Origin of the sequence: Glycomyces sp. TRM65418 (genome assembly GCF_019710475.1) — a bacterium.
Classification (GTDB): Bacteria; Actinomycetota; Actinomycetes; order Mycobacteriales; family Micromonosporaceae; genus Glycomyces.
Map to the genome: position 1 here is coordinate 65949 of NZ_JAJFAX010000005.1, position 20366 is coordinate 86314.

The window sequence follows — 20366 nt, forward strand, 5'->3', positions numbered from 1 at the left end:
ACTTGGCACGCTCACGGGTTCCGCATCCGGCGACCGGAACCCCCGCCCGATCGCCCCGTTCCCTCTCCGTCTCCAGGAGTGACCGCCCATGACGTGGATCGATGTCGACGCCGAGAAGCTGCGCGCAGCGGCTTCCACCCTGCACCAGTCCGAAGGCGAGATCCAATCCCTCGCCGACTACGCGAAAGAGGCCGACCCCGACTGGTGGATGTGGGGGGTGTCGGGCCTGGTCATGGCCCCGGTGTATTTCGCGCTCGCCGACGTCTTCCACAGCTCGATGGCGGACGCGGTCGACGCCGTCTCCGGTCTGGCCGACCGCATCGGCGAATGCGCCGACGAGCACGAAGGCAACGACGCGGCGATCGCCGCCGAACTCGAGAAGATCGCGGGCGAGAACCGGGAGGGCGGCAACTGATGTCGGACGTCATCGAAGAGCCCGCCTGGGACGAGAACGCGCCCCGGCAGGACGACGTCCCCGCGGTCAGCGGCATGGACGCGTGGAGGGCCGTGACCGGTCAGGGCTCGCCGGGCGCGAGCGGCGACGGCGGCATGCTCCACCAGGCGGTCGACGGCTACCGCAACCCCGACGGCGCCGCGAACCAGCGCCACTACACCGGGTTGAACACCTTCAAGAGCGTGGCCGCCCCGGTGCTCGCCGTGCAGAACACCGTCACCAACGTGGGGAAGATCGAGAGCCTGACCGACTGGGACGGCTACGCGAACCTGGTGACCGGCATGGCCGGCGACATCACCGCCGTCCAAGGCGCGGCGGAGGAGTTCTGGAGCCTCGTCGAGAACATCACCGACCCGAAGTTCGATCCGCTGCAGTGGCTGGCGGGCAGCCTCATCGAGTTCCTGGTCCAGGTGTTCCAGCCGCTGGAGGACCTCATCGGCATCGTGTCGGGCAACGAGACCCGCATGAAGACCTCGGCGCGCATGTGGGAGACGGTCGCGAAGGGCGCGCCGGAGGTCTCCGATTTCATTGCGGCGGTCGGCGACGACAGCCTGGCCGACTGGCAGGGCGGGGACGGCGATGCGGCCCGCACGCGGGTCGCCGAGGCCGCCGAGGTGATCAACGGGCTCGGGTACATGGCCGTGGGCATGGAGGGGCTGCTGCTCTGCATGGCCGACGTCGCCAAGGCGCTGCGCCAGGACATCGTGGACCTGCTCGCGAAGGGCGTGTCGTGGGCGCTGACCCGGCTGCTGCCGCAGGTCGCCGCCGGGATCGCGACCTTCGGCGCGTCGGTCGCCACCGCGATCGCCGACGCCGTGTACAAGGTGGCGTCGCTGCTGATGCGGGCGTTCAACCGGATCCGCCAGGCCACGGACATCTTCGGCAAGGCCGCGCAGGTGCTCGCCAAGGTCGGGGAGGTCCTGGAGAAGATCAAACCGGTGCTGGAGTTCCTGAAGACGAACAGGACCGCGATCGTCACCGGAGCGGGCCTGGCGGAACAGGCCGCCCGCTAGCCTGCGAAGATCGCCCGCGCGCCCGAATCCAGGGAGCGCGTGCCATCTCCGGTCGCGATCGGGGCCCGTCGTCATCGCCGCGACGTACGAACGCACCTCGACGCGCCGCGCGGCCACCGCTTCTGCGCCCACCTGGGGCTGCTCGGTGATCCCCTGCGGTGCAACGGCTTCCACCGCAGCCGAGCCAGACGTCCGCTCGCTCGACGGCCCGCGCTCGTCAGCATCACGTCAGCGAAACGACGATGCGGGGCACCGAAACCGGTGCCCCGCATCGAGGCGACGTCAGTGAAACGGCCTTGGCGGCGGGCGAGCCGCCGCCAAGGCCCGGGGTCTACGCGTAGGGGTCTTCTTCCTCGTTGCCGATGCCCCAGACGTCGTCGTCTTCGGTGAGCCAGGTGCCGGCTTCCTTCTCACCTTCGCCTTGGCCGCCCATGCCGCGGCCGCCGGCGCCGCCCATCATGCCGCCCATGGCACCGCCACGGCCGCCACCGCCGGCACCGCCCATGCCCTTGCCCATGCCCTTGGGGCCGCCGCCACCGGCACCGCGGCCGCCACCGGCTCCGGTACCACGGCCGCCGCCGCCGGCGCCCATCATGCCGCCCATGGCGCCGGCGCCCATACCGCCGCCGAGGCCGCCACCGGCACCACCGCCGACCCCGCCGCCGGCGCCACCGCCGGGACCGAGCCCGCCACCGGCACCGAGACCACCACCGCCGCTGAGCCCGCCACCACCAGAGGCCAGACCACCGGAGATGTCATCGGGATCGGGAACGCTGGACTCCCACGGATTGTCGTCGCCGAGTCCCCCACCACCGGGAGTGGTGATGTTCGGTTTCGTCGTGGACAGATTAGGGTTGTCGGTACTGCCATAGTCGGGCATGGTCGGGGAGGAGATGCCGCTCGTCGGAGGATCCATGGAGGACGGTCCGCCTCCGCCGAGGTTCGGCATGGAGGGAGCGCCACCTCCATCGAGGCCACCGCTTGGTTCGAGTTCGGTCTGGCCGTCGTTGAACGCGGTCGGCTCAGCGGTCTGCGTCTGCGGCCGGATGTCGGAGACTTCGGTGTTGGCCTCTGAAGTGGCGTCGATGACTTCACCGTTGGCTTCGGCGGCCTTAGCCTGGTATTGCGCGGAACCGTCGTTTCCAAGGTCTTCGAGCGCTCGGTTGGCATAGTATTCGGCCTGCTCGGTGGCATACTCATGCGCCGTCTTACCGCCGGGGATCTGGTCGGGATTCTCCTGGTAGTACGGCGATGTGTAGGTCTCGTATATCCTGTCGTAGTTCTCTTGACGGGCAGTGTGGACTTCGTCGTAGATGTCCGGGTTGAACCCTCCGAGTTCCAAAGCTCTCTTGGTCTCGTCGTTCGCGAAGATCTCGCAGTGGTCGAAGTAGGGCGCTCGGATATGGATGGCCTGGGACCCGCAGCCGGTGTTCTCCAGCCAGAACTTCGGGGCGGGATAGACGATCGCCTGGCCGCCCTGCTGGTTGTAGATGCTCTGCTGCTTCTCGTTCAGGACTCCGATGACGCCGGAAGTCTCGTTTTCACCGATGTCCTGGATCACCGTCCGGATGTTCTTGGTGACCTTGGAGACCTGCTCTTCGAAAGCGTCGTAGTCATCTCCCTTCCAGTCCTCGGCGAGCGTGCTCAGCCCGGTTTCCAGCACCCCGGGCATCTCGGCGAGGCTGTTCCGGAAGTTCTGCCAGTTCTCCATGATCCGGAACATGGAGTAGTCGTTTGCCCCTGTCGGCCGAATCGAATCGACGATCGAACCGATATCGCCATCGCCGGGCAGGGGGATGTCCGTTCGCTTGGTGGTCATGCCGACGGTTTGGTCTTCGGTGGGGACCGCTGACATCAGCTTGACCCACGCGATCTCGGCGGGGTCCTCTTGCGGGTTCGGGCACCCGCCGACTTCGCAGTACGCGGTGGCCCGGAGGGCATCGCCGCCTTCGTCGACGATGGTGCCCTCGGCGGTGCTCCCGTAAGCTTCCTTCTCGAATTCCTCAGCCATCGCTACTGCTCGCTCTCGATCTTCGCGAGGATCTCGGACTGAGTCTGGGGCATGTACTCCTCGACCACCCAGGTCTTCAGTTCCTCCTCGCTGTGGGGGTACACCGGCTCGTCCTCGGCTCCCAGACCGGGGTCAGGCGTCACCTTCAGAAGGATGTAAAGGATCCACTGGCCGTTTCGGCCGTAGGCATTGATGTTCGTCGTGCCGGTTTCACTTTCATTGCTGGTCTGGAAATAGCTTTCGTCCCAGGTTCCCGACAATGCTCCGGTGGTTTCGTTGAGATACTCGCTTCCGCCGGAAGATTGAGCGTCTTCGAGCATGTCCAGCCGCTGCTGATAGTTCTCAGCGGCGATATCCGCGTTCTCCCAAGGCACGATGCCCATCTGCACTTCGGCGCGGCCGGCATCCGAATACTCGGCGTGCTCGTAGGCGGCCAGGTCGAGCATGCCTGAGCAGGTCATGGCTTCCCCGTCGATACCCTCGCCGATGCCCGCGTTGATCAACTCTCCGTTGGCGATCGCCTCGACGCCGAGGTAGTCCTGGAGCGGCTGAAGGTTGTCGAGAGCGTCGCAGCCCTTCCAATCCTTCATGATCGGGAAGACGTCCTCGCCGGTGGCGGCATTCGACTCGCCACTTTCGGTCGAGCCGCCTTCGGGAGTCTCGCCGCCCCCGCAGGCCGTCAGGAGCAGGCCGAGGACTCCGGCGGCGGCGGCGGTCTTCAACAGGGTTGCTTTTCGCATAATGCATTCCTTCACGTCAGTCACGGCCCTATCCTTCGAGCTCGCTGTCGAAGCTGTTTGCGGTGACTTCGTCCGATTCGTCGGAAAGATCGCCGGAGTCATTGAGGGTCGTGATGATCCCGTGCAGGGATTCGCGAATCGCCTGCAGGTTATTCCAGGTCCCCTCGTGGAAAGCGGTGTAGTTCGTCCTGGCCTGGGGCGCGCCGTCCATCGATCCGAAAGCGGGCATCCGCCCCAGCTCCTGGCCGCTCCTCAGTTTAGGGATGAGCTCGTCTTCCAGCTTTTCCAGCTGCGTCTGGACCAGGTCGCGATAGGCTCGCAGCGCATCGGAGTCGATCTCTCTCGCCATGGGGTTCCCTGCCTGTCCTTCGGTTCGGATGTCTGCTTCCCCGACGTCAGCAGGCGCCCGACTCCGCGCCGGCCGGGTGGGCGATGGCGCACAGGGACCCCGTGACAGCTAGGAGTACCGCCCGTTGGAGCTTGCGCTCGGGTACGGGTTCCCCCAGGGGGATGCGGCTGATCTGGGTGGGTTGCATACCAGATTCGAGGTTAGCAGGAGCGTGCAACCCGTGTCGTACAGTGACAGTCGCCTGGTACAAGGCACCTGCACCAGCCGTCTCCATCCGCGAAACGACAAGAGAAGGAGCCTTGCTTGGTTGTGCGGTCAGTGACCGTCCTCGTGCATTCCATACCCCTGGCGTGAACCGGCGACGAAACGCGGAACGCTTAGTGGCTCAGGCTTGCGGGGTGCGGTGTCGGGCGGCGGTAGCATCTGCTGCGATATCTGGACCCTCTCCCCCTGAAGCGGGTGAAGCACACTGGAGCACCCGAAGCCGGAGATCAGCGCGCATCCCCGGTCCCCTTTCGACGTGGTCACCGGCAGTGCCCCGGAGCGAGCCGGTTCAGGGTACGGGCTGCTCAAGGTGCAGCTGCGCAAGGCGACCAGGGCGCATAAGCCGACGCGGCAGCTCGGCACCCGCCAGGTGTACCGGTACCCGCTTCCGGGAGTCCCCCTGCTCCTGATCGACTCCCAACCGGTCGTGCAAGGGATCGGCACCGCCTGGGTGCGGGTGCCGCCGGGCGAGCACCGCTGCTCGGTGCAGGCGGGCGGCTTCGCGGGCTGGTGGACCGTGGAGGTCGCCGAAGGGACGACCGTGGATCTGGACGCCCATCCCGACCGCGCCTGGACGTCCATCGATCACGAGCCGCCGCTGCAGCCCGAGCGGTTCGCGCGGAAGATCCGGTACTGGACCACGCTCTTCTACGCACCGATCGCGTTCACCGTCGCCTTCGTGCTCGGCTTCCTTCCCGCCTCGCTCATCAGGAACCTCGCGCCGGAAGCGGTGGACGAGCCTTCGGAGCGCGCGATCGGCTACGGCGTGTTCGTGGCGTTCGTGCTCGGCCTGTGGTCCGTCATGGCGGTCCATCACATCGTCACCATGAACCGTTCGAAGCGGCACCTGCGGTTCCAACAGCGACTCGCGGCCACCCCGCGCCTCACGGGCGGCCCGCCCGTCCACGAGTTGCCGATGACCGCTGCGAAACTCCCCGAGACGGCGACGGACGGCGGCATCCTCCTCGACCTCACCTGGGAGGTGGTCTGGCAGCGCATCGACAAGGTCGCGAGCATCGACTGGTGGCTGCTGGAGCAGTACGGCGAGCCGGAGATCGCCGCCCACCGCCCCTGGATCGCGGACCCGACCGTCGTGCTCGGCGATCACGACCTGGACCTCTCCTGGGGGCGCTGGTGGATCCCGCTGCCTCCCGGCTCCCACGAACTCGAACTCGCCGTCCCACGGCAAGGCGAGGGCGAGGCGCCCGCCGTCGACGATCGTTATCTCACCTGGCACGACACCGTCGAGGTGCAGCCGGGACGGATCAGCCACGTCCGGTTGAACGGCCGCGCGGTCCAGCGCTACGAGCAGGGTCGCCATTCGCTGCGTCTCACGGGGTTCGAGCACGAGGCGCGCACGTACGGCGGGGACGGGAACCTGATCGGGTTCCGCAGATCTCGACTGCCTCGCAAGCCGCTGGACGGCCAGACCGATGAGCGCCTGCACCACAGCATCATGGAGAACAGGGATCGACACGATCAGTTAACCTTGCGGCCATGAGCGACCAGAATACCGGGCGGCCTTCGGTCTACGACGACCCAGAAGGCTATTTCCGGGACTTTCAGCGGCGCACACGCGCGATGCACGAGCGGGCCAACGAGCTGCAGCGCGCCATGGGCGAGGCCAGCGCCACGGTGCAGTCTCCCGAAGGCGAGGTCGCCGTGACCGCCAGCGTCACCGGCGGTCTGCAGGACATCCGCTTCACGCCCGAGGTGCGCCACATGGGCGCCGAGACGCTCCGGCAGACGATCCTCGCGACCTACCGCGAGGCGGCCGAGCTGGCTTCCCAGAATCTCGGTTCGATCATGGAGTCGATGCTGGGTCCCGACTCGGAGTCGGTGCAGGTGTTCCGGGACGCGACCGGCCAGGACAGGGGTTAGGGCATGGCAGGCGGCCAAGGATACGACGTCGAACCGGACGCTCTGGCCCAGCACGGGGCCAACCTCGCCACCGACGTCGGCGGCGTCGTCGACGACGCCATCGAAGCCGGCCGGGCGACTGAAGGCGCGGGTTTCAACGAGAGCTACGGCGTCATCATCAGCCCGATCGCCTTCCCCGTCATGGAAGTGGTCACCGCGAACGCCATGGGCGCCATGGAATCCGCGAGGTCCTTCATCGACGCGCTGTCGCAGGCGGTGGCCGGCGTGGCCGCCGCGTACGACGGCGTGGACGCCGCGATCGCCGAAGACCTCAACAAGATCGCCGAGGAGATCAATTGAGCGACAACCCCTTCTACGCCAGCGGTGACAGCGACGGCGACGGCTTCTCCGACCCGGCGCCCCTCGCCGGCGGCCGCATCGCCGAGAGCCTGTTCAACGTCGGCAACGACCTCTCCACCGCGGGCAGCGAGGACTGGGACTGGTCGAACTTCGCCATCGACGGCGTCGTCGCAGGCCTCGACGTCCTCGCGTTCGCGCTCAACCCCTTCAAAGAGCTCATCATGGCGGGCGTCGGCTTCCTCATCGAGCACGTCGACTTCCTCCGCGAGCCGCTGGAGTGGTTCACCGGCGACCCGAACGCGATCGCGAATCTCACCGCCACCTGGTCGAACATCGCAGGTGGCCTCCAGGCGGCCGGTTCCTCCGCCACCGAGATGATGGCCGAGGTCGAGACCTGGCAGGGCGAGGCCGCCGACGCCTACAAGTCGGTCGGCGCCGGCCTGTCCGAGCTGCTCGACTCGACCGCCTCCGCCGCGCAGGCGGTGTCCGCGTGCTACACGGTCATCGGCGTCATCTGCTCGACGCTCAAGGCGATCGTGCTGGAGCTGCTGTGCGAGTTCGTGTCCCGCGCGATCATGATCGGCCTGGCCGCGCTGGCCAACGCCGCCTGGTCGTTCGGCGGGTCGATCGGCGTGGGCATCGCGATGACGATCACCAGCGCGATCGAGACCTCGGCCAAGATCGGCTCCAAGGTCTCAAAGGGCCTGGCCAAGGTCGCGGAGGCGCTCGGGAAGATCAAGAACGCCGACAACGCCTTCGGGAAGATGATCCGGAGCGTCAGCGAGATGGCCGATGAGATGGCCGGCGGCATCGCCAGTCACCTCAAGAGCTTCGACGTCCCGTTCGACAAGATGAAGGAGCGCTTCCCGGTGCTCGACGGCAAGATGTTCAACTTCAGCGGCTCCTACAACCTCCCGCAGCCGTACGTTCCCGGCTACGGCCGCGTCGGCGGTCCCACGTCGATCGCCGACGACGTCGGCAACGGCTACGGGTCCGTCAAGAACGTCTGGGACGACGGCCTCGGTTGGGGCGGCAACGGCAGCGGCCTCGCCGATCTGGCGCGCGAAGCCGGAGGGCTCCCGGCGACCGGCCTGCGGGGTTTCCTCGGTGGTCTCAAGAACGGCTACGCCGCCCAGGACAGCGGTGCGGCGGCGGAGGAATCGACGAACGCGAGCCTGAGCAGATAGGTTCCGACCGAGCGCGGACGACCGCCTCGGCCGGGGCCGTCACGGTCGAAGAGGGCGCGGTCGTCGGCGGCCCGGCGAGCGAAGGCGTGGCCGGCGGCGACTTGGACGAGCCGCTCGGTCTCCGATTGCCGCGATGACGTCCTTCTTCGCGTCCGTGTGGAACCGGTCAGGCGTAACGGTCTTCGGCGTCGGTGACGCGGAGGAGGTCGGTGGCGGCCTGCTGGTCGATCACGCCGCCGTTGTCGATCGCGGTCTGGAGCCCGGCGATCATGCCGTGGAGGCTGCCCCGCAGGTACTGGAGGTTGCGCCAGGTCGTGGCGTGGAAGTCGGCGTACTCGACGGCGGCGACCTCGGCCGCGCCCGGCGCGGTGCCGAACGCGGGGGCCTTCTTCAGGTCGCCGTCGCTGAGGGACGGGATGATCTCGTTCTCGAGCTCTTCGAGCAGTTCGGCGAGGAACTGCCGGTAGCGTTCGAGCGCGGCCGGGTCGAAGGTGCGCGTGGCCATGCGGGGTTCCTCTCGTGGACGCTTGGTGTCTTTCGAAGGGACTCATGAACGCTGCGGCTCATGAGTTCGGAGCGCCGCATGAACGCTTCGCGTCCATGCGCCCCTGCTCTATGCGTAGGGGTCGTCGTCCTCGTTGACGAAGCCCCACATGTTCTCGTCCTCGACCAGGTCCACGTCGGGTTCGCGTTCCTTGTCGTCCATCGGCATGCCGCGCCCGGCTCCGCCGGCGCCACCGCTCATCATCGCGGTGGAGCCGCGCGGTCCCGCAGCGGCGGCCGCTCCACCGGCGGCCGCACCGGCGACCGCCGCGGTGGCGCCCACGGTGCTCGCGGGCACGGCCGTCGCGTTCGGCGCCGCGGCGGCAGGGGACGTCACGGAGCCGCCGCCGAATCCCGGTGCCGCCGCCCCGCCGCCGCCGCCGGCGAGGCCGCCGCTGGGCGCCTCCGCGTCGTCCTCGTCCTCAGCGGGCGGGTCGATCGGCTCCTCGGGGGCAGGGTCGCCGCCTGTGGGCGGTTCCAGCGAGGGGTCCTCGCTCGCCCGGGGCGGCGCAGTGCCGGTGGGCTGGTCCATCGACGGGGGTTCGAGGTTCATGTACGCGGGGTCGGCGGCCGCCGGGTACTCCTTGTCGCTGCGCACGGTCCGCACGGAGCGGTCCTCGGCGTCGGTATCGGCGCTCCGCTGCTGTATGTCCTCATGGGACTCGGCTTGGCGGGCGTCGTACGCGCCCCAGCTCTGGTCGACGAGGGTCCCGTAGTGCTCCATCGCGTCCGCGACGGCGAGTTCCTTGGCCTCCTCGACGGTGAGGCCCTTCGCCGGGTCGAGCCCGTCGCGCTCGATGTTGACGGGGCTGGCGTAGTAGTCGACGTAGTGGAGGATGCGCTCGTCGATGTAGTCGATGATCTCGGTGGCGAGCTCCGGTTCGGCCCCGCCGAGGGCGAGCACGTGCTCGGCGTCCTGGCAGGTGTACTCGATGCAGTCGCCGTGCCACCACGCGGGCCGCACGTGGACGGACACCCAGCTGTGCCAGTCGCCGTCGATCCAGAACTGCGGCGCCGGGTAGGGGATCTCGCCCGAATCGCCGCCTTGGATCGCGTAGAGGGACTCCTCGGTGGACTGGAGGCCGGCGACCGTGGCGTCGATGTCGTCGATGAGGTCGTCCACGAGTTCGCGCGTCTGCGCGCACGCGGCCTCGAAGGCCTCGAAGTCGGCCCCCGACCAGCCTTCCGCGAGATCGTTCAGGTGGGACTTGATCTGCTCGGACCAGTCGGCGAGCTTCCCGGAGACCTGCTCGGTCCAGGCCCCTCGCAGCCGCTCCAGCGAGTGCGCGTCGGCGCGCTCGGGCCGCACGGCGGCGACGGCGGCCCGGAAGTCGGCCTCGGTCGGGAACGCCATCCCGGTTTCCTTGGGGCGCAGGCGGTACAGCTGGCCCTCGACGGGCACGGCCGAGACGAGCTGCTGCCAGTCCAGTTCCGCGGGATGCTCGGTGGGGTTGCCGCAGTCGGGGTTCGAGCAGGCGGGGCGCCCTACGGGAAGGGTCTCCTCGGCCACCGGCGGGACGACCGCGTCGTCACCGGGCGGCGCGGCGCCGGCGACGTCGCCGAACGCGGGTGCACCCATGACCGGGGCGGCGGCGTCGAGTCCCGGGTAGGACCCGGTCGAGTGGTCGCTCATCGATTCGCACCTCGCGGCTTCAGGGGTGACCGGATGGGTTCACGGTAGCAATTGGGCGCCATCGATGGAACCGCCCGAAGCGTCCGACCTCCCCGCCAGGAGCGGCGCCTACGTCCGCGAAGGCCCGACGGCGAGCTTGCACATCCGCCACAAGGGCTTCCGTGCGGCCCAGAAGGCGACTCCGACGGGCAGGACCAGGAGCAGGAACACCATGATCACCGGGGTGAGGTGCTGGGCCGTGCCCGTGCCGGCCGTCCATGCGGTCGGGCGCCCCCACCAGTCGGGGTGGAATGCGGCGGGCTCGACCAGGACCGCGGGCAGGCGCTGGCCTTCCTCGCAGCGGCCCCGCACTGCTATGTCGACCTCGACGGCGGGGCCGCCGCCGTCCGGCCGGAACTCCCCCTTGCAGTTCGCGTCCCCGCTGCCGGAGAGGAACGCGACCTCCACGACGGCCGTGCCGCGGGTCCCTCCCGATCCGTCCACCGCGGCGCGGTACTCCATGAACCGCGCGAGGTTCACTCCCAGGGCCGCCGGCGCCAGCAGTACGAGCGCCAGCATCAGCGCCGTTCCGGCCAGCGCCCGGCGCCGACTCATCGCCAATCGATCGTCTCAGGATTGGTGACCGCTTCGGGGGCATGGTCCTGCCACAGGTTGGAGAGGCCGTCGGCGATACCGAGCCCGGCGCCGCCGCCTTGGAAGCCGCTCTTCCATTCCCCGTCGCCCTGGTAGGTGGGGAAGATGCCGGACACGGCCTGGATGGTGTTCTCGGGGTCGATGCCCGAGGCGAGCTTCCCGGCCGGCATGGAGACCTTGCGGATCCAGTAGGCGGCGAAGCCTTCCAGCATGTTCGTGATGGAGGCCCCGGCGATGTCGAACGGGTTCGCCTTGTTGCCGGCCCCGGCCTGGAATCCCCAGGTGAAGGCGGTGAGGGTCCCGGTCAGCGCCGTGCACGCGATCATGATCGGCTTCATCGCCGCCTCGAAGGTCTCGGCCGTGGCGAGCAGCGATGCGGCCGTGGCCAGCGCGGCGGCGCGCGCGGCGGGCTCCCCGACGCCGGTCCAGCAGGCGGCCAGGTAGGTGGCGAGGCAGCAGGCCATGATCACCGTGCAGGTGACCAGGAATCCCCAGTAGATGGTCAGGGCGACGCCCAGGGCGATGAGCTGCGCTCCGATGAGGAACGCGGTCACGGCCAGCTCTTTCAGCTGGGCGTTGACGCCGGCGGCGGAGGACTTGAACGCCTCGGAGTCGTCGCCCGACCAGTTCTCGCCGGTGATGGTGTCGACCTCGGCGCTCAGGTTCTCGGAGGCCTCCCAGTTCTTCTCCCCCAACCGGATCCAGGCGCCGGCCGCTTTGAACATGTCGCCGGGGTTGCACTGGTTGAGGTAGATCTTGACGGCGAGCATCTGCGCCGAGAGACCGAAGATCAGCGCGGGAGGCGCGATCGCGACCGCGCAGGACTTGATGACGCCGTTGTAGTACGGCGACATGGCCGCGCCGGTGTCGTACACGGCTTCCCCCATGGACATGGCGACCCCTTCCTCTAGTTTTCGCCGAACTCGGTCGCGCAGGCCTCGTCGGCCGCCTGCATGTCCTGGACGCAGCCGTCCAGCGCGGTGCGCATCTCCCGGAAGCATTCGGCCGCACCGGACATGCACTCGGTGACCGTCGCGGTCGCCACGGTGTAGGCGGCGGCCATCGGCAGCATCAGGGCGGTGTAGAGGCTGCGGTCGAGCGCGCTGAGGTCGGGAAGGACCTCGTTGGTGCTCTCCAGGACGGGGAGCACGTTGGCGTCGATGTTCGCGGCCAGTTGCGAGACGAACTCGCAGTCGAAGTTCCGGGTCATGCCCTGCCAGCCTTTCGTTTCATCGCTTCCGTCATCTGCGTCGCCTCGCCGATGACGCTCATGCCGCGCTGTTCGGCCGCCTTCGCATGCTCGGGTGCTTCCTCCACGACCTGCGTGATTGCTTCGGGGAGTCCTTCGCGGGCCTTGGCGTCGGCGAGTTCCTCAAGGGCGGCGCGGGCCTCCGCCACGAGGCTAGTGAGGCGCCGCCCGAGTCCTTCGACGCCGCGGCTCCGGGCCTCGGGGCCGATCCAGACGCCGGCGACGATCCGGTCGGAGCGGGCGGTGACCCCGATGTCGCCTTCGTCGGTGTAGACCTCGGCGGTGAGCACGTCCTCCGGGGCCGCGGAGCGCTTGGCGCTGGAGTCGCGCATCGACTTGAGGATGCCCTCGAGGCCCACGGCGATGGTCCGGTCGAATTCGGGGTCGCGACTCAGGGTGTTCGCAGGGCCTTCGATGCCGAGCCGCGCCCGCATGCCGGCGGCGAATGCCTCATAGCCTCCGGAGGCGGCCGCCCGCTGGAGTCCGCTGATCGCGGCGATGCCGTTCGCGAGCGCCTCGTCGGCCTCCGCCCCGGGGCGGGGCAGCCTCCCGACGAGTTCGGTGACCAGGTTGCCGATCAGGCTCATCGGCTGCCGGAACCCGGCCGGTGAAACCTCGACGACCACCCGATCCCCGTCGAGCCGCACCGTCACGTAGGCATCGACGTCGGAGACGGTCTGATCGGCTTCGCTCATGAGTGCGGCTCACTTCGAGGGGATCGGTCGGCGATGACGGGTCGTGATACGAACAGTAACGTTCCCGACCGGTTTGAGCCAGTACGCGGCCTGTCGGCCCGACCGGGGCCGCGGAGGGCGCCCACCTCGCGGGCGACCGCTGCCGAACGGGTTTCGCGCACGGCGACGGTGAACGGTTCGGCGAGGGTGCGGAGCCACCGCCGTAGGGGCCGACGGCCTGGCGGCCGCGCTCGGTCATGGCGATCGGGCGCGGTGCGAACGGCACGTCCTCGGCGTGCACGAGCGCTTCGTCGTTGATCATCGCGAGGCAATCCGGGCGGTCCTCGCCGTCGAGGCTCGTGCCCGCGTCGAGGTACAGGTCGGCCGAGCCGGGGGTTGCGCTGGAGTCCGGTTCGCTGCGGGGCGCCGGAGCTCAGTGGTCGGCTTCGGCCTCGGTCTTGCCGTTCTCGCTGTTGTCCAAGGGCCACACCGTGGCCTCCACGGACCCGACGAGTTCGAGGGGGCCGACGAGGGAGGCGGTGCGGGCGACGGTGAAGTCGTCGAGGGCCAGGAGGCTGATGCCGCCGCGGCTCTGGGCGACGGCCGCGTAGAACGCGCCGGTGCCGCGGTCCTGGAAGACCCACCCGGGCCGCGTGTCGGTCGGGATGGTCGGCACGTTCGAGCGGGACGCGGGCAGGTTCCCGGTGGCCGCGGTGTCGGGTGCGTACGGCTGCCGCGGCTCGGGCGCGAACGGGTTCGGGTAGTCCTGCGGGTCCGCGGGGGTCTCGGTGTAGTCGGGCATCTGATAGCGGGTCGGGTCGCCCGAGACCGGGATCGGCGGCGGGGTCATCGCCTGGTCGGGCACGGCGATGAGCGTGCGCATCTCGACCTTCCCGGCCACGACGCTCACCAGCCACAGGCCGACGGCCAGCGCGAGGAGGTCCATGCCGACGGCGAGGAGCACGCGCAGGTTGGCGTTGAGGCCGGTGCCGATCTGCGCCAGGGAGAACAGGCCGGCGGCGAGGGCGAAGACGACGAGGCCGACGAGGGCGCCGGTCATGACGGCGGGGCGGCCGAGGCGGGGTTCGGGGGCCGAAGGCCACTTCTCCGCGGCTCGCACGCCGCCGAGGGCGGCGGCCGAGAGGGCAGCGACGGCGAGACCGGCGACGGCGAAGGCGACCGCGGCGGCGGTGAGCCGCCCGGCGATGTCGTCGATGTAGTCCATGGTGGTCTCCGCGAGGTCGGTGCTCGGCCTGGTGGCCGGCGGTGTGGGTCGGATGAGTCGTACCGTGCGGTGCTGCGTCGTCGGGCTCTATTGTGCGGTGCCCCGTCGGTTTCGAGCGTAGGACACCGGTCCTCCCGAGTTTAGTGTCGGATTCCCGACACGGAGTGACCACGGCCATCGGATTGCCCCTTGGCTCTGAATCGGTTTCACTAGTGCGTGCCGCGGGTCATCGTCGCTCTTCGAGCCGACGAAGGTGCGTTCCGTCAGGACCGCGGCATATGATGAGGGGCAGACCCCGCAATGGGTTGGGAGACAAGAAGCATGAGTGAAAATTGCGTTACGTGAGGCTCTAGTGACTCCTGTGACGAGAGATGGGACTGAGCGATGATGAGAGAGACACTCTGGACGGTGGCCGCGCACGCGCAGGCCGGCGCCGAGATCAACACGCAGGGGATCATCGGGTTCTTCCTGTCCAAGATCGCCCCGATCCTGCTGGCCATCCTGGGCCTCATCTTCATCGCCCGGGCCAACAGGGGCGAGGTCAGCCGCGTGCTCACCTCGTCGACGATCGCCATCATCGGCATCGCCTTCATCGCCGGAGCCGTGGTCCTCGTGGCGGTCGGCGGCGGCCTGGTCGACGTCCTCTTCAGCTCAGAGGACTGACCCCCCACATCCCCCCTGCACGAGAAGGCCGGACGGAGGACGCCCATGCGCTTGCGCACCGACGACGACATCTACCGTGCCCGCCTGCTGTACCTGGGCCCGCCCGGGTACACCCTGCCGGTCCACCTGCCCTACGGGCAGTACGGCGCCTTCGCCGCGCTCCTGGCCTTGTTCATGCTCCTGCGGTGGGCGTTCACCGGCGACGTCGACCTCTTCCCCGCCATCGAGATCTCCCTCGCCCTCGTCGCGACCTCGCTGATCTTCCGCTACGTCGACGCCGACCGACCCGCGACCACCGTCGTCCGCACGCTGCTCACCGACTGGAAGCACACGCGCGGCGCCGGCAGCGAGGCGCGGATCCCGGCGTTCACGACCCGTTCGATCCGCCTGCGGCCCACACTCGTGGAGCCCGTCCGAACTGAGGAGCGCCTATGAGCGGCGAGGATCGCCGACAACCCGTCGCCAAGTTCTCCGCCCCCCGGCCGCCCGCGCCCGTGCGGGACCGGGAGCGGCACTCCGGCGACCTCGGCGACGACGCCACCGCGCTGGCGGACGCCGTGTTCAAGGCCGAACCGGTCAAGGCGCACCGGACGCCCGCGCCGCCGGTGCCCGGCCCGGCGAACCAGGGGCCGACGCAGCCGAGCCCCGCCGCCCAGCCGTCTCCAGTGGAGCCACTTCGACACGCGACGCCACCTGCGTCGATGACCCCTCCTTCCACGGGTCGTCCACAGGGTCTTCCCCAGAGTTATCCACAGAATCAGGGAAGTTATCCACAGGGGTATCAACAGCGTTACCCACAGGCACCTACCAGCGGAAATCCACAGGGTTATCCACAGCGCAACGGCAGTTATCCACAGCAGGACCCGAGTTATCCACAGGCTGTTGACCAGGGCCGCCGGAATGTTTCCACAGGTCGTACAGCAGCTGAACAAAAGGGTGCACAACGGGTGCCGGGCCAAGACCTCGTCCCGGTCGAACGGACCCGCGCCGTGGCCCAGCAGCTGGAGACCACGGACGCGAAGCCGACCCGCGTCAAGCCCGTCGGCGCCCACAAAGAGAAGCAGCCGCTGCGCGAGCTGAGCCTGACCGAGATCGCCGGGCACGTGACGTTCACGCCCGCCTCGGTCACCGCCTGGTACAAGCTGCCCGGAGTGCGCTGGTCCTTCCGGCCCGACCTCGAACGCGAAGCGCTCATCATCGCCATCGCCGAGCAGTTCGCCGGCCTCGCGGGCATGCGCGTCCACCTGCGCCGCACCACCCGGCCCTTCCCGGCCGACCAGTGGGCCCGCACCGTCGACCGCTACACCGCCCGGCCCCTGCGCACCGTCCCCGGCGGCACCAGCTGGGCCGACCACCTCGTGGCCGCCCAGCGCCACCTGCAGCAGCTCTCGCACGCCGAGGGCGAGACGTTCCTCGGCATCACCTTCAGCCGCCGCGGCGCGTTCGACCAGCTCGGCGAGAAGATCGGCCGCCTCTTCGGACGCGGCACCAGGCTCTCCGAGCGCGACAAGATCGAGAAGCGCAGCCTCCAGTTCGACGAGGTGCTCGGCTCCTTCGGCGTGCGCGCCCGCCGCGCCACCACCGCCGAGCTCGAATGGCTCGTCTACCGGTCCGTGGCGCTCGGCATGGAGCCGCCGCGCCTGCTCTCCGGCTCCAACAGCGACTGGGAGCCCGGCGACGTCCTCGCGCTCACCGAGTCCATCGAGCGCTACCGCAGCCCGTACGGCTCCACCGTCAAGCTCATCAACCGCCTCACCGGCGAGGAGAAGCACACCGCGGTCCTCACCGTCGGCCGCATGGAGGAACTCGAGATCCCCCAGCGGCACGAGCCGTGGCTGCACTTCCACGAACGCTGCCCGTGGCCCCTGGAGTTGTCGAGCCGCGTCGACATCCTCGGCCCCGGCGAGGCCTTCCGCGACCTCGACCACCGCCTGCGCCTCATCCGCTCCCAGCAGCGCGACTACGACGAGCACGCGATGGACGCCCCGCCCGAGCTCCAGCGCCTCGCCGAACGCGCCCTGGGCGTCGGCGACGAGATGACCACCGGCCTGCCGATCGACGCCGCGCGCGCCCACGGCTGGCACCGCCTCGCCGTCACCGCCGACACCAAGGAGGAGTGCCTGGAGCGCGCCAGGACGCTCATGCAGATGTACCAGCGGGACATGCGCATCAGCCTCCAGCACCCGAAGAACCAGGACTGGCTGGCCCGCGAGTTCATCCCCGGCGAACCGGTCGCCCAGACCGGGTACGTGCGGCGCATGCCCGTCAAGCTCTTCGCCGCGGCCCTGCCGCAGGCGGCGTCCACCGTCGGCGACCAGCGGGGCGACCTCATCGGCCGCACCGCGGGCACCTGCCGCAGGCCGGTGTTCCTCGACATGCACTTCGCCACCGAGGTCCGCGAGAAGTCCGGCCTGAGCGTCTTCGTCGCCGAACCCGGCGGCGGCAAGTCGACCCTCATGGGCGCCATCGGCTACCTCGCCGCCAGGCGCGGCGTCCAGGTCACACTGCTCGACCCTTCGGGCCCGCTCGCACGGCTGTGCGAGATGCCCGAGCTCAAGCCGTTCTCGCGCGTCCTCAATCTCACGGGCTCCGAGTACGGGACCCTCGCGCCGTACGCGCTCATCCCCTCGCCGAGGCGCGAGCACTACGCCGACTCGCCCGACGGCCAGCGCGAGTACGACATCTCCGTCTCCAACGCCCGCTCCGAACGGCGCATGCTCGTGCAGGACATCTGCGCGATGCTCCTGCCGCCGCAGGTCCAGCGGGAGGCGAGCACCGCGCGACTCCTGCGCCACGCGGCCCGCCACGTCCCGGCCGAGGAGGACTCCGCGCTCGAGGACATCGTCGAGACCCTGCAGGACGCCGAGGACCACATCACCGGCGACGGTGCCGAACTCGCCGCGCTCCTGCTCGACACCGCCGAGATGCCGCTCGCCAAGCTGTTCTTCGGCACTCCCGACAAGGGCGTCCTGGAGGACGACACCGCGCTCACCGTCATCACCATGTCCGGCCTGCGCCTGCCCGACCTGGGGATCGAGCGCGAGTACTGGTCCGCCGAAGAGGCGCTGGCCCTGCCGATGCTGCACACCGCGCACCGGCTCGCCGTGCGCCGCGCCTACGGCGGGGACATGCACCGCCGCAAACTCGTCGGCCTCGACGAGGCGCACTTCATGGAGGGCTGGAAGTCCGGCCGCTCGTTCCTGGTGCGCCTGGCCCGCGACTCCCGCAAGTGGAACCTCGCGGCGCTGGTGGCGAGCCAGAACCCGAAGGACATCCTCGGGCTCGACGTCCAGAACCTCGTCTCCACGGTCTTCGTCGGCCGCATCGCCGAGGACACCGAGGTCGCCGAGGAGGCGCTCAAGCTGCTGCGCGTCCCGACCGGCGTGGGCTACGAGAGCGTCCTCGCATCGCTGTCCGAACAGGACGCCTCAGAGACGAGCAAACTCCCCTACCGCGAGTTCGTGATGCGCGACGTGGACGGCCGCGTGCAGCGCATCCGCGCCGACTTCAGCTGGGTCCGCGGCCTGCTCGACTACCTGAACACCACGCCCGGGGAGGAACAGTGACCGACCCCTCCGCCGTACACGAGCACGCACCTCCGAGACGACCCGCTGACCTGGCGGGCCGTTTCGCGCGTGCGGGCGGCCGGCTCGGACGCCTCCTCATCGTCCTGATCGCGGCGGCGGGCGCCTTGGTGCTGACGCCGAGCGCGGCGGGGGCGCAGGGCGCGGACGGATGCAGCGATTACGAGTGGCACACGTATTGGTCGCAGTGCATCGACGAGCTCCCTCAGGGCCAAGAGCTGCCGTGCGAGGCCGCGCCGCAGCCGGCCTCGCCGGACTCGGGCATGGCGGGCTGGTTCGCCGACCCGAGCAACCTCGACAAGAGCGAGGGCATCGGCACCTACAGCCGTTACGGCTACGCCGGCTACCAGCTGCCGATGTACGGCTCACAGGAGATGAGCATCGGCGGCCAATGCGTGGACTCGGTGTCGATCCCGAACGGGGCCGACACCGCGAACGCGTTGGCGAACATGGAGTTCAACCTGTCGGTCGCCACGGTCGGCGCCGCGAATTCGATGCGCCAGGCCGCGTGGGAGCCGGACACCATGTGGGGCTGGTCGAATGACTTCATGGAGCAGGGCTCCGAGGTCCTGTACCGCCAGATCTTCACGGTCTTCGGCGCGGTCACCGTGGGACTCATCGGCCTCTACCTGCTGTGGCGCTCGAAGCAGGCCGACATGAACAACGCCATCACCACGGTCGCCTGGGCAGTGCTCATCCTCGTGCTCGTCACCGCGGTGGTGCGGTGGCCGGTGAAGGCCGCGGAATACACCGACGAGGCCCTCAAGCTCGGGATGAACCTGAGCACGGTGCTCATCAACGACGACACCACCGACGGGTGCACTCGACGACCCGACATCACCCGGGCCGAGTACGAGCGGCTCAAGGAAGCCAACCGAGCCAACCCGAGTTTCTGCATCGACACGCGGACCGCAGCCGTCGTCGCCTCCGACACGGTGTCCGGCCAGGTCCTCTACCAGAACTGGCTGCGTACCATGCTCGGCCAGAGCGAAGAGGTCACCTTCCAGCAGCGCAACGGCGAGGTCGTCCTCGACGCCGAGGGCAACCCGGTGGTCACCGAGTCCAACACTGCTTACAAGTACGGTCCCGCCCTGTTCGCAGCTCAGGCTCTCGACTGGACTGAAGCCGAAGAGGCAGAGGACTCCGCGACGTATCGCAATGACGTCATCGCGGAAAAACAGGAGCTCTGGCAGAACCTCGTCATGCAGATCCAGGCCGAGGACCCCGAGGCCTACGCGAACCTGAGCGGCCAGCGAGCCTGGGAACGCACCGGTACCGGCTTCCTGGCTCTGCTGACGGCGATCTTCTTCTCGCTGTTCGACCTCACCGCGTCGATCCTCATCATCCTGGGGTTCATGATCGTGCGCTTCGCGATCGTGGCGCTGCCGATCATCGGCACCATCGCGCTCCTGCGTCCCGCGGGCGGTCCGTTCAAACGGCTGGTCAACACCGTGCTCGGCGCGATCATCAACGTCGCGATCTTCTCGCTCGCGGCCGTGATCTATATATGGGCCTCCAGTCGGATCCTCATGACGACGATGCCCGTGTGGCTCCAGGTCGTGCTGATCGGCCTCTTGGGCGTCGCCGCATGGCTCTTGCTGCGACCGGGACGCCGCATCCTCGGGCTCGCTCAAGGCGGCGGCGTCGCCGACTCGTTCCTCGGCCGCCGCACCAGCGATGCGGAACGAAGCGCCGAGCGCGAACGCGAATACGAACGGGTCATGCAACGCCGCGACGACGCCCGGCCCGAAGAAGTGTCCGACAACGTGCGCACCGTGCCCCGCAAGGGCGACACCCTGCCCGAGCAGCAGACGGGCGCCGATCGACCGGCCGGCGCCGCGAGCCAGGCCGGGACGAGTTCGTCCAGCGGCGGCGGCAGCTCCGGCAGTGGAGAGGTCTACCGGCCTTCGAGAAAAGAGTGACC

21 protein-coding genes are annotated in these 20366 nt (G+C 69.0%); 10 read left to right on the forward strand and 11 right to left on the reverse strand.

The window, feature by feature from the left end; all coding sequences use genetic code 11:
- The first annotated feature begins 88 nt into the window (after window positions 1-88).
- Complete coding sequence (locus K3N28_RS12605) at window positions 89-415, forward strand: type VII secretion target (RefSeq protein ID WP_228092884.1); 327 nt, start codon at window positions 89-91, stop codon at window positions 413-415.
- On the forward strand, window positions 415-1467 hold the full coding sequence (locus K3N28_RS12610) for a hypothetical protein (protein WP_228092885.1): 1053 nt from the start codon (window positions 415-417) through the stop codon (window positions 1465-1467). The genes K3N28_RS12605 and K3N28_RS12610 overlap by 1 nt, the downstream gene beginning before the upstream one ends.
- A 331-nt stretch (window positions 1468-1798) precedes the next feature.
- On the opposite strand, the gene K3N28_RS12615 is transcribed toward K3N28_RS12610, so the two are convergent.
- Genes K3N28_RS12615 through K3N28_RS12630 form a run of 4 tightly spaced genes read right to left on the reverse strand, consistent with a single transcriptional unit; the run spans window position 1799 to window position 4754 of the window.
- Window positions 1799-3478, reverse strand: a complete 1680-nt coding sequence (locus K3N28_RS12615) for a hypothetical protein (protein WP_228092886.1) — start codon at window positions 3476-3478, stop codon at window positions 1799-1801.
- A 2-nt stretch (window positions 3479-3480) separates the two neighbouring features.
- A complete protein-coding gene (locus K3N28_RS12620; protein WP_228092887.1) occupies window positions 3481-4242 on the reverse strand; it encodes a hypothetical protein in 762 nt (253 codons plus the stop codon).
- 4 nt (window positions 4243-4246) lie between these two features.
- Window positions 4247-4567, reverse strand: a complete 321-nt coding sequence (locus K3N28_RS12625; protein ID WP_228092888.1) for a hypothetical protein — start codon at window positions 4565-4567, stop codon at window positions 4247-4249.
- A 46-nt stretch (window positions 4568-4613) separates the two neighbouring features.
- Window positions 4614-4754, reverse strand: a complete 141-nt coding sequence (locus K3N28_RS12630) for a hypothetical protein (protein ID WP_228092889.1) — start codon at window positions 4752-4754, stop codon at window positions 4614-4616.
- A gap of 333 nt (window positions 4755-5087) precedes the next feature.
- On the opposite strand from K3N28_RS12630, the gene K3N28_RS12635 reads away from it, so the two are divergent.
- From K3N28_RS12635 to K3N28_RS12650, 4 genes are read left to right on the forward strand one after another with little or no spacing between them, the layout of a single operon-like run.
- Window positions 5088-6332, forward strand: a complete 1245-nt coding sequence (locus K3N28_RS12635) for a hypothetical protein (protein ID WP_228092890.1) — start codon at window positions 5088-5090, stop codon at window positions 6330-6332.
- On the forward strand, window positions 6329-6712 hold the full coding sequence (locus K3N28_RS12640; RefSeq protein WP_228092891.1) for a YbaB/EbfC family nucleoid-associated protein: 384 nt from the start codon (window positions 6329-6331) through the stop codon (window positions 6710-6712). Before K3N28_RS12635 ends, K3N28_RS12640 begins: the two co-directional genes overlap by 4 nt.
- Window positions 6713-6715: 3 nt before the next feature.
- Window positions 6716-7051, forward strand: coding sequence for a type VII secretion target (locus K3N28_RS12645; RefSeq protein ID WP_228092892.1), 336 nt, complete (start codon window positions 6716-6718; stop codon window positions 7049-7051).
- Window positions 7048-8238: a WXG100 family type VII secretion target gene (locus K3N28_RS12650; RefSeq protein WP_228092893.1), complete on the forward strand. Its 1191-nt coding sequence runs from the start codon at window positions 7048-7050 to the stop codon at window positions 8236-8238. Before K3N28_RS12645 ends, K3N28_RS12650 begins: the two co-directional genes overlap by 4 nt.
- 166 nt (window positions 8239-8404) lie before the next feature.
- On the opposite strand, the gene K3N28_RS12655 is transcribed toward K3N28_RS12650, so the two are convergent.
- From K3N28_RS12655 to K3N28_RS12685, 7 genes are all read right to left on the reverse strand, one after another.
- Window positions 8405-8743, reverse strand: coding sequence for a hypothetical protein (locus K3N28_RS12655; protein ID WP_228092894.1), 339 nt, complete (start codon window positions 8741-8743; stop codon window positions 8405-8407).
- A gap of 108 nt (window positions 8744-8851) precedes the next feature.
- Window positions 8852-10414, reverse strand: a complete 1563-nt coding sequence (locus K3N28_RS12660) for a hypothetical protein (protein ID WP_228092895.1) — start codon at window positions 10412-10414, stop codon at window positions 8852-8854.
- Between the two features lie 108 nt (window positions 10415-10522).
- Complete coding sequence (locus K3N28_RS12665; RefSeq protein ID WP_228092896.1) at window positions 10523-11008, reverse strand: hypothetical protein; 486 nt, start codon at window positions 11006-11008, stop codon at window positions 10523-10525.
- The gene (locus K3N28_RS12670; RefSeq protein WP_228092897.1) at window positions 11005-11940 is read right to left on the reverse strand and encodes a hypothetical protein; all 936 of its coding nucleotides are present in this window, start codon (window positions 11938-11940) and stop codon (window positions 11005-11007) included. The genes K3N28_RS12665 and K3N28_RS12670 overlap by 4 nt, the downstream gene beginning before the upstream one ends.
- A gap of 14 nt (window positions 11941-11954) precedes the next feature.
- Entirely contained in the window at window positions 11955-12257 is a 303-nt protein-coding gene (locus tag K3N28_RS12675) for a hypothetical protein (RefSeq protein WP_228092898.1), read from the reverse strand.
- Window positions 12254-12991 (reverse strand): hypothetical protein, encoded by a 738-nt coding sequence (locus K3N28_RS12680; protein WP_228092899.1) that lies wholly within the window; start codon window positions 12989-12991, stop codon window positions 12254-12256. The genes K3N28_RS12675 and K3N28_RS12680 overlap by 4 nt, the downstream gene beginning before the upstream one ends.
- 412 nt (window positions 12992-13403) lie before the next feature.
- The gene (locus K3N28_RS12685) at window positions 13404-14195 is read right to left on the reverse strand and encodes a hypothetical protein (protein ID WP_228092900.1); all 792 of its coding nucleotides are present in this window, start codon (window positions 14193-14195) and stop codon (window positions 13404-13406) included.
- A 384-nt stretch (window positions 14196-14579) separates the two neighbouring features.
- Here K3N28_RS12685 and K3N28_RS12690 point away from each other — a divergent pair, with 384 nt between their 5' ends.
- From K3N28_RS12690 to K3N28_RS12705, 4 genes are all read left to right on the forward strand, one after another.
- Window positions 14580-14858 carry a hypothetical protein gene (locus K3N28_RS12690; RefSeq protein WP_228092901.1) on the forward strand — a complete coding sequence of 93 codons (279 nt, stop codon included), beginning with the start codon at window positions 14580-14582 and terminating at the stop codon, window positions 14856-14858.
- 45 nt (window positions 14859-14903) lie between these two features.
- Window positions 14904-15293: a hypothetical protein gene (locus K3N28_RS12695; protein ID WP_228092902.1), complete on the forward strand. Its 390-nt coding sequence runs from the start codon at window positions 14904-14906 to the stop codon at window positions 15291-15293.
- A 266-nt stretch (window positions 15294-15559) separates the two neighbouring features.
- Window positions 15560-18424, forward strand: a complete 2865-nt coding sequence (locus tag K3N28_RS12700) for an ATP-binding protein (protein WP_374209771.1) — start codon at window positions 15560-15562, stop codon at window positions 18422-18424.
- A complete protein-coding gene (locus K3N28_RS12705; RefSeq protein WP_228092904.1) occupies window positions 18421-20364 on the forward strand; it encodes a hypothetical protein in 1944 nt (647 codons plus the stop codon). The genes K3N28_RS12700 and K3N28_RS12705 overlap by 4 nt, the downstream gene beginning before the upstream one ends.
- Window positions 20365-20366: the final 2 nt, after the last annotated feature.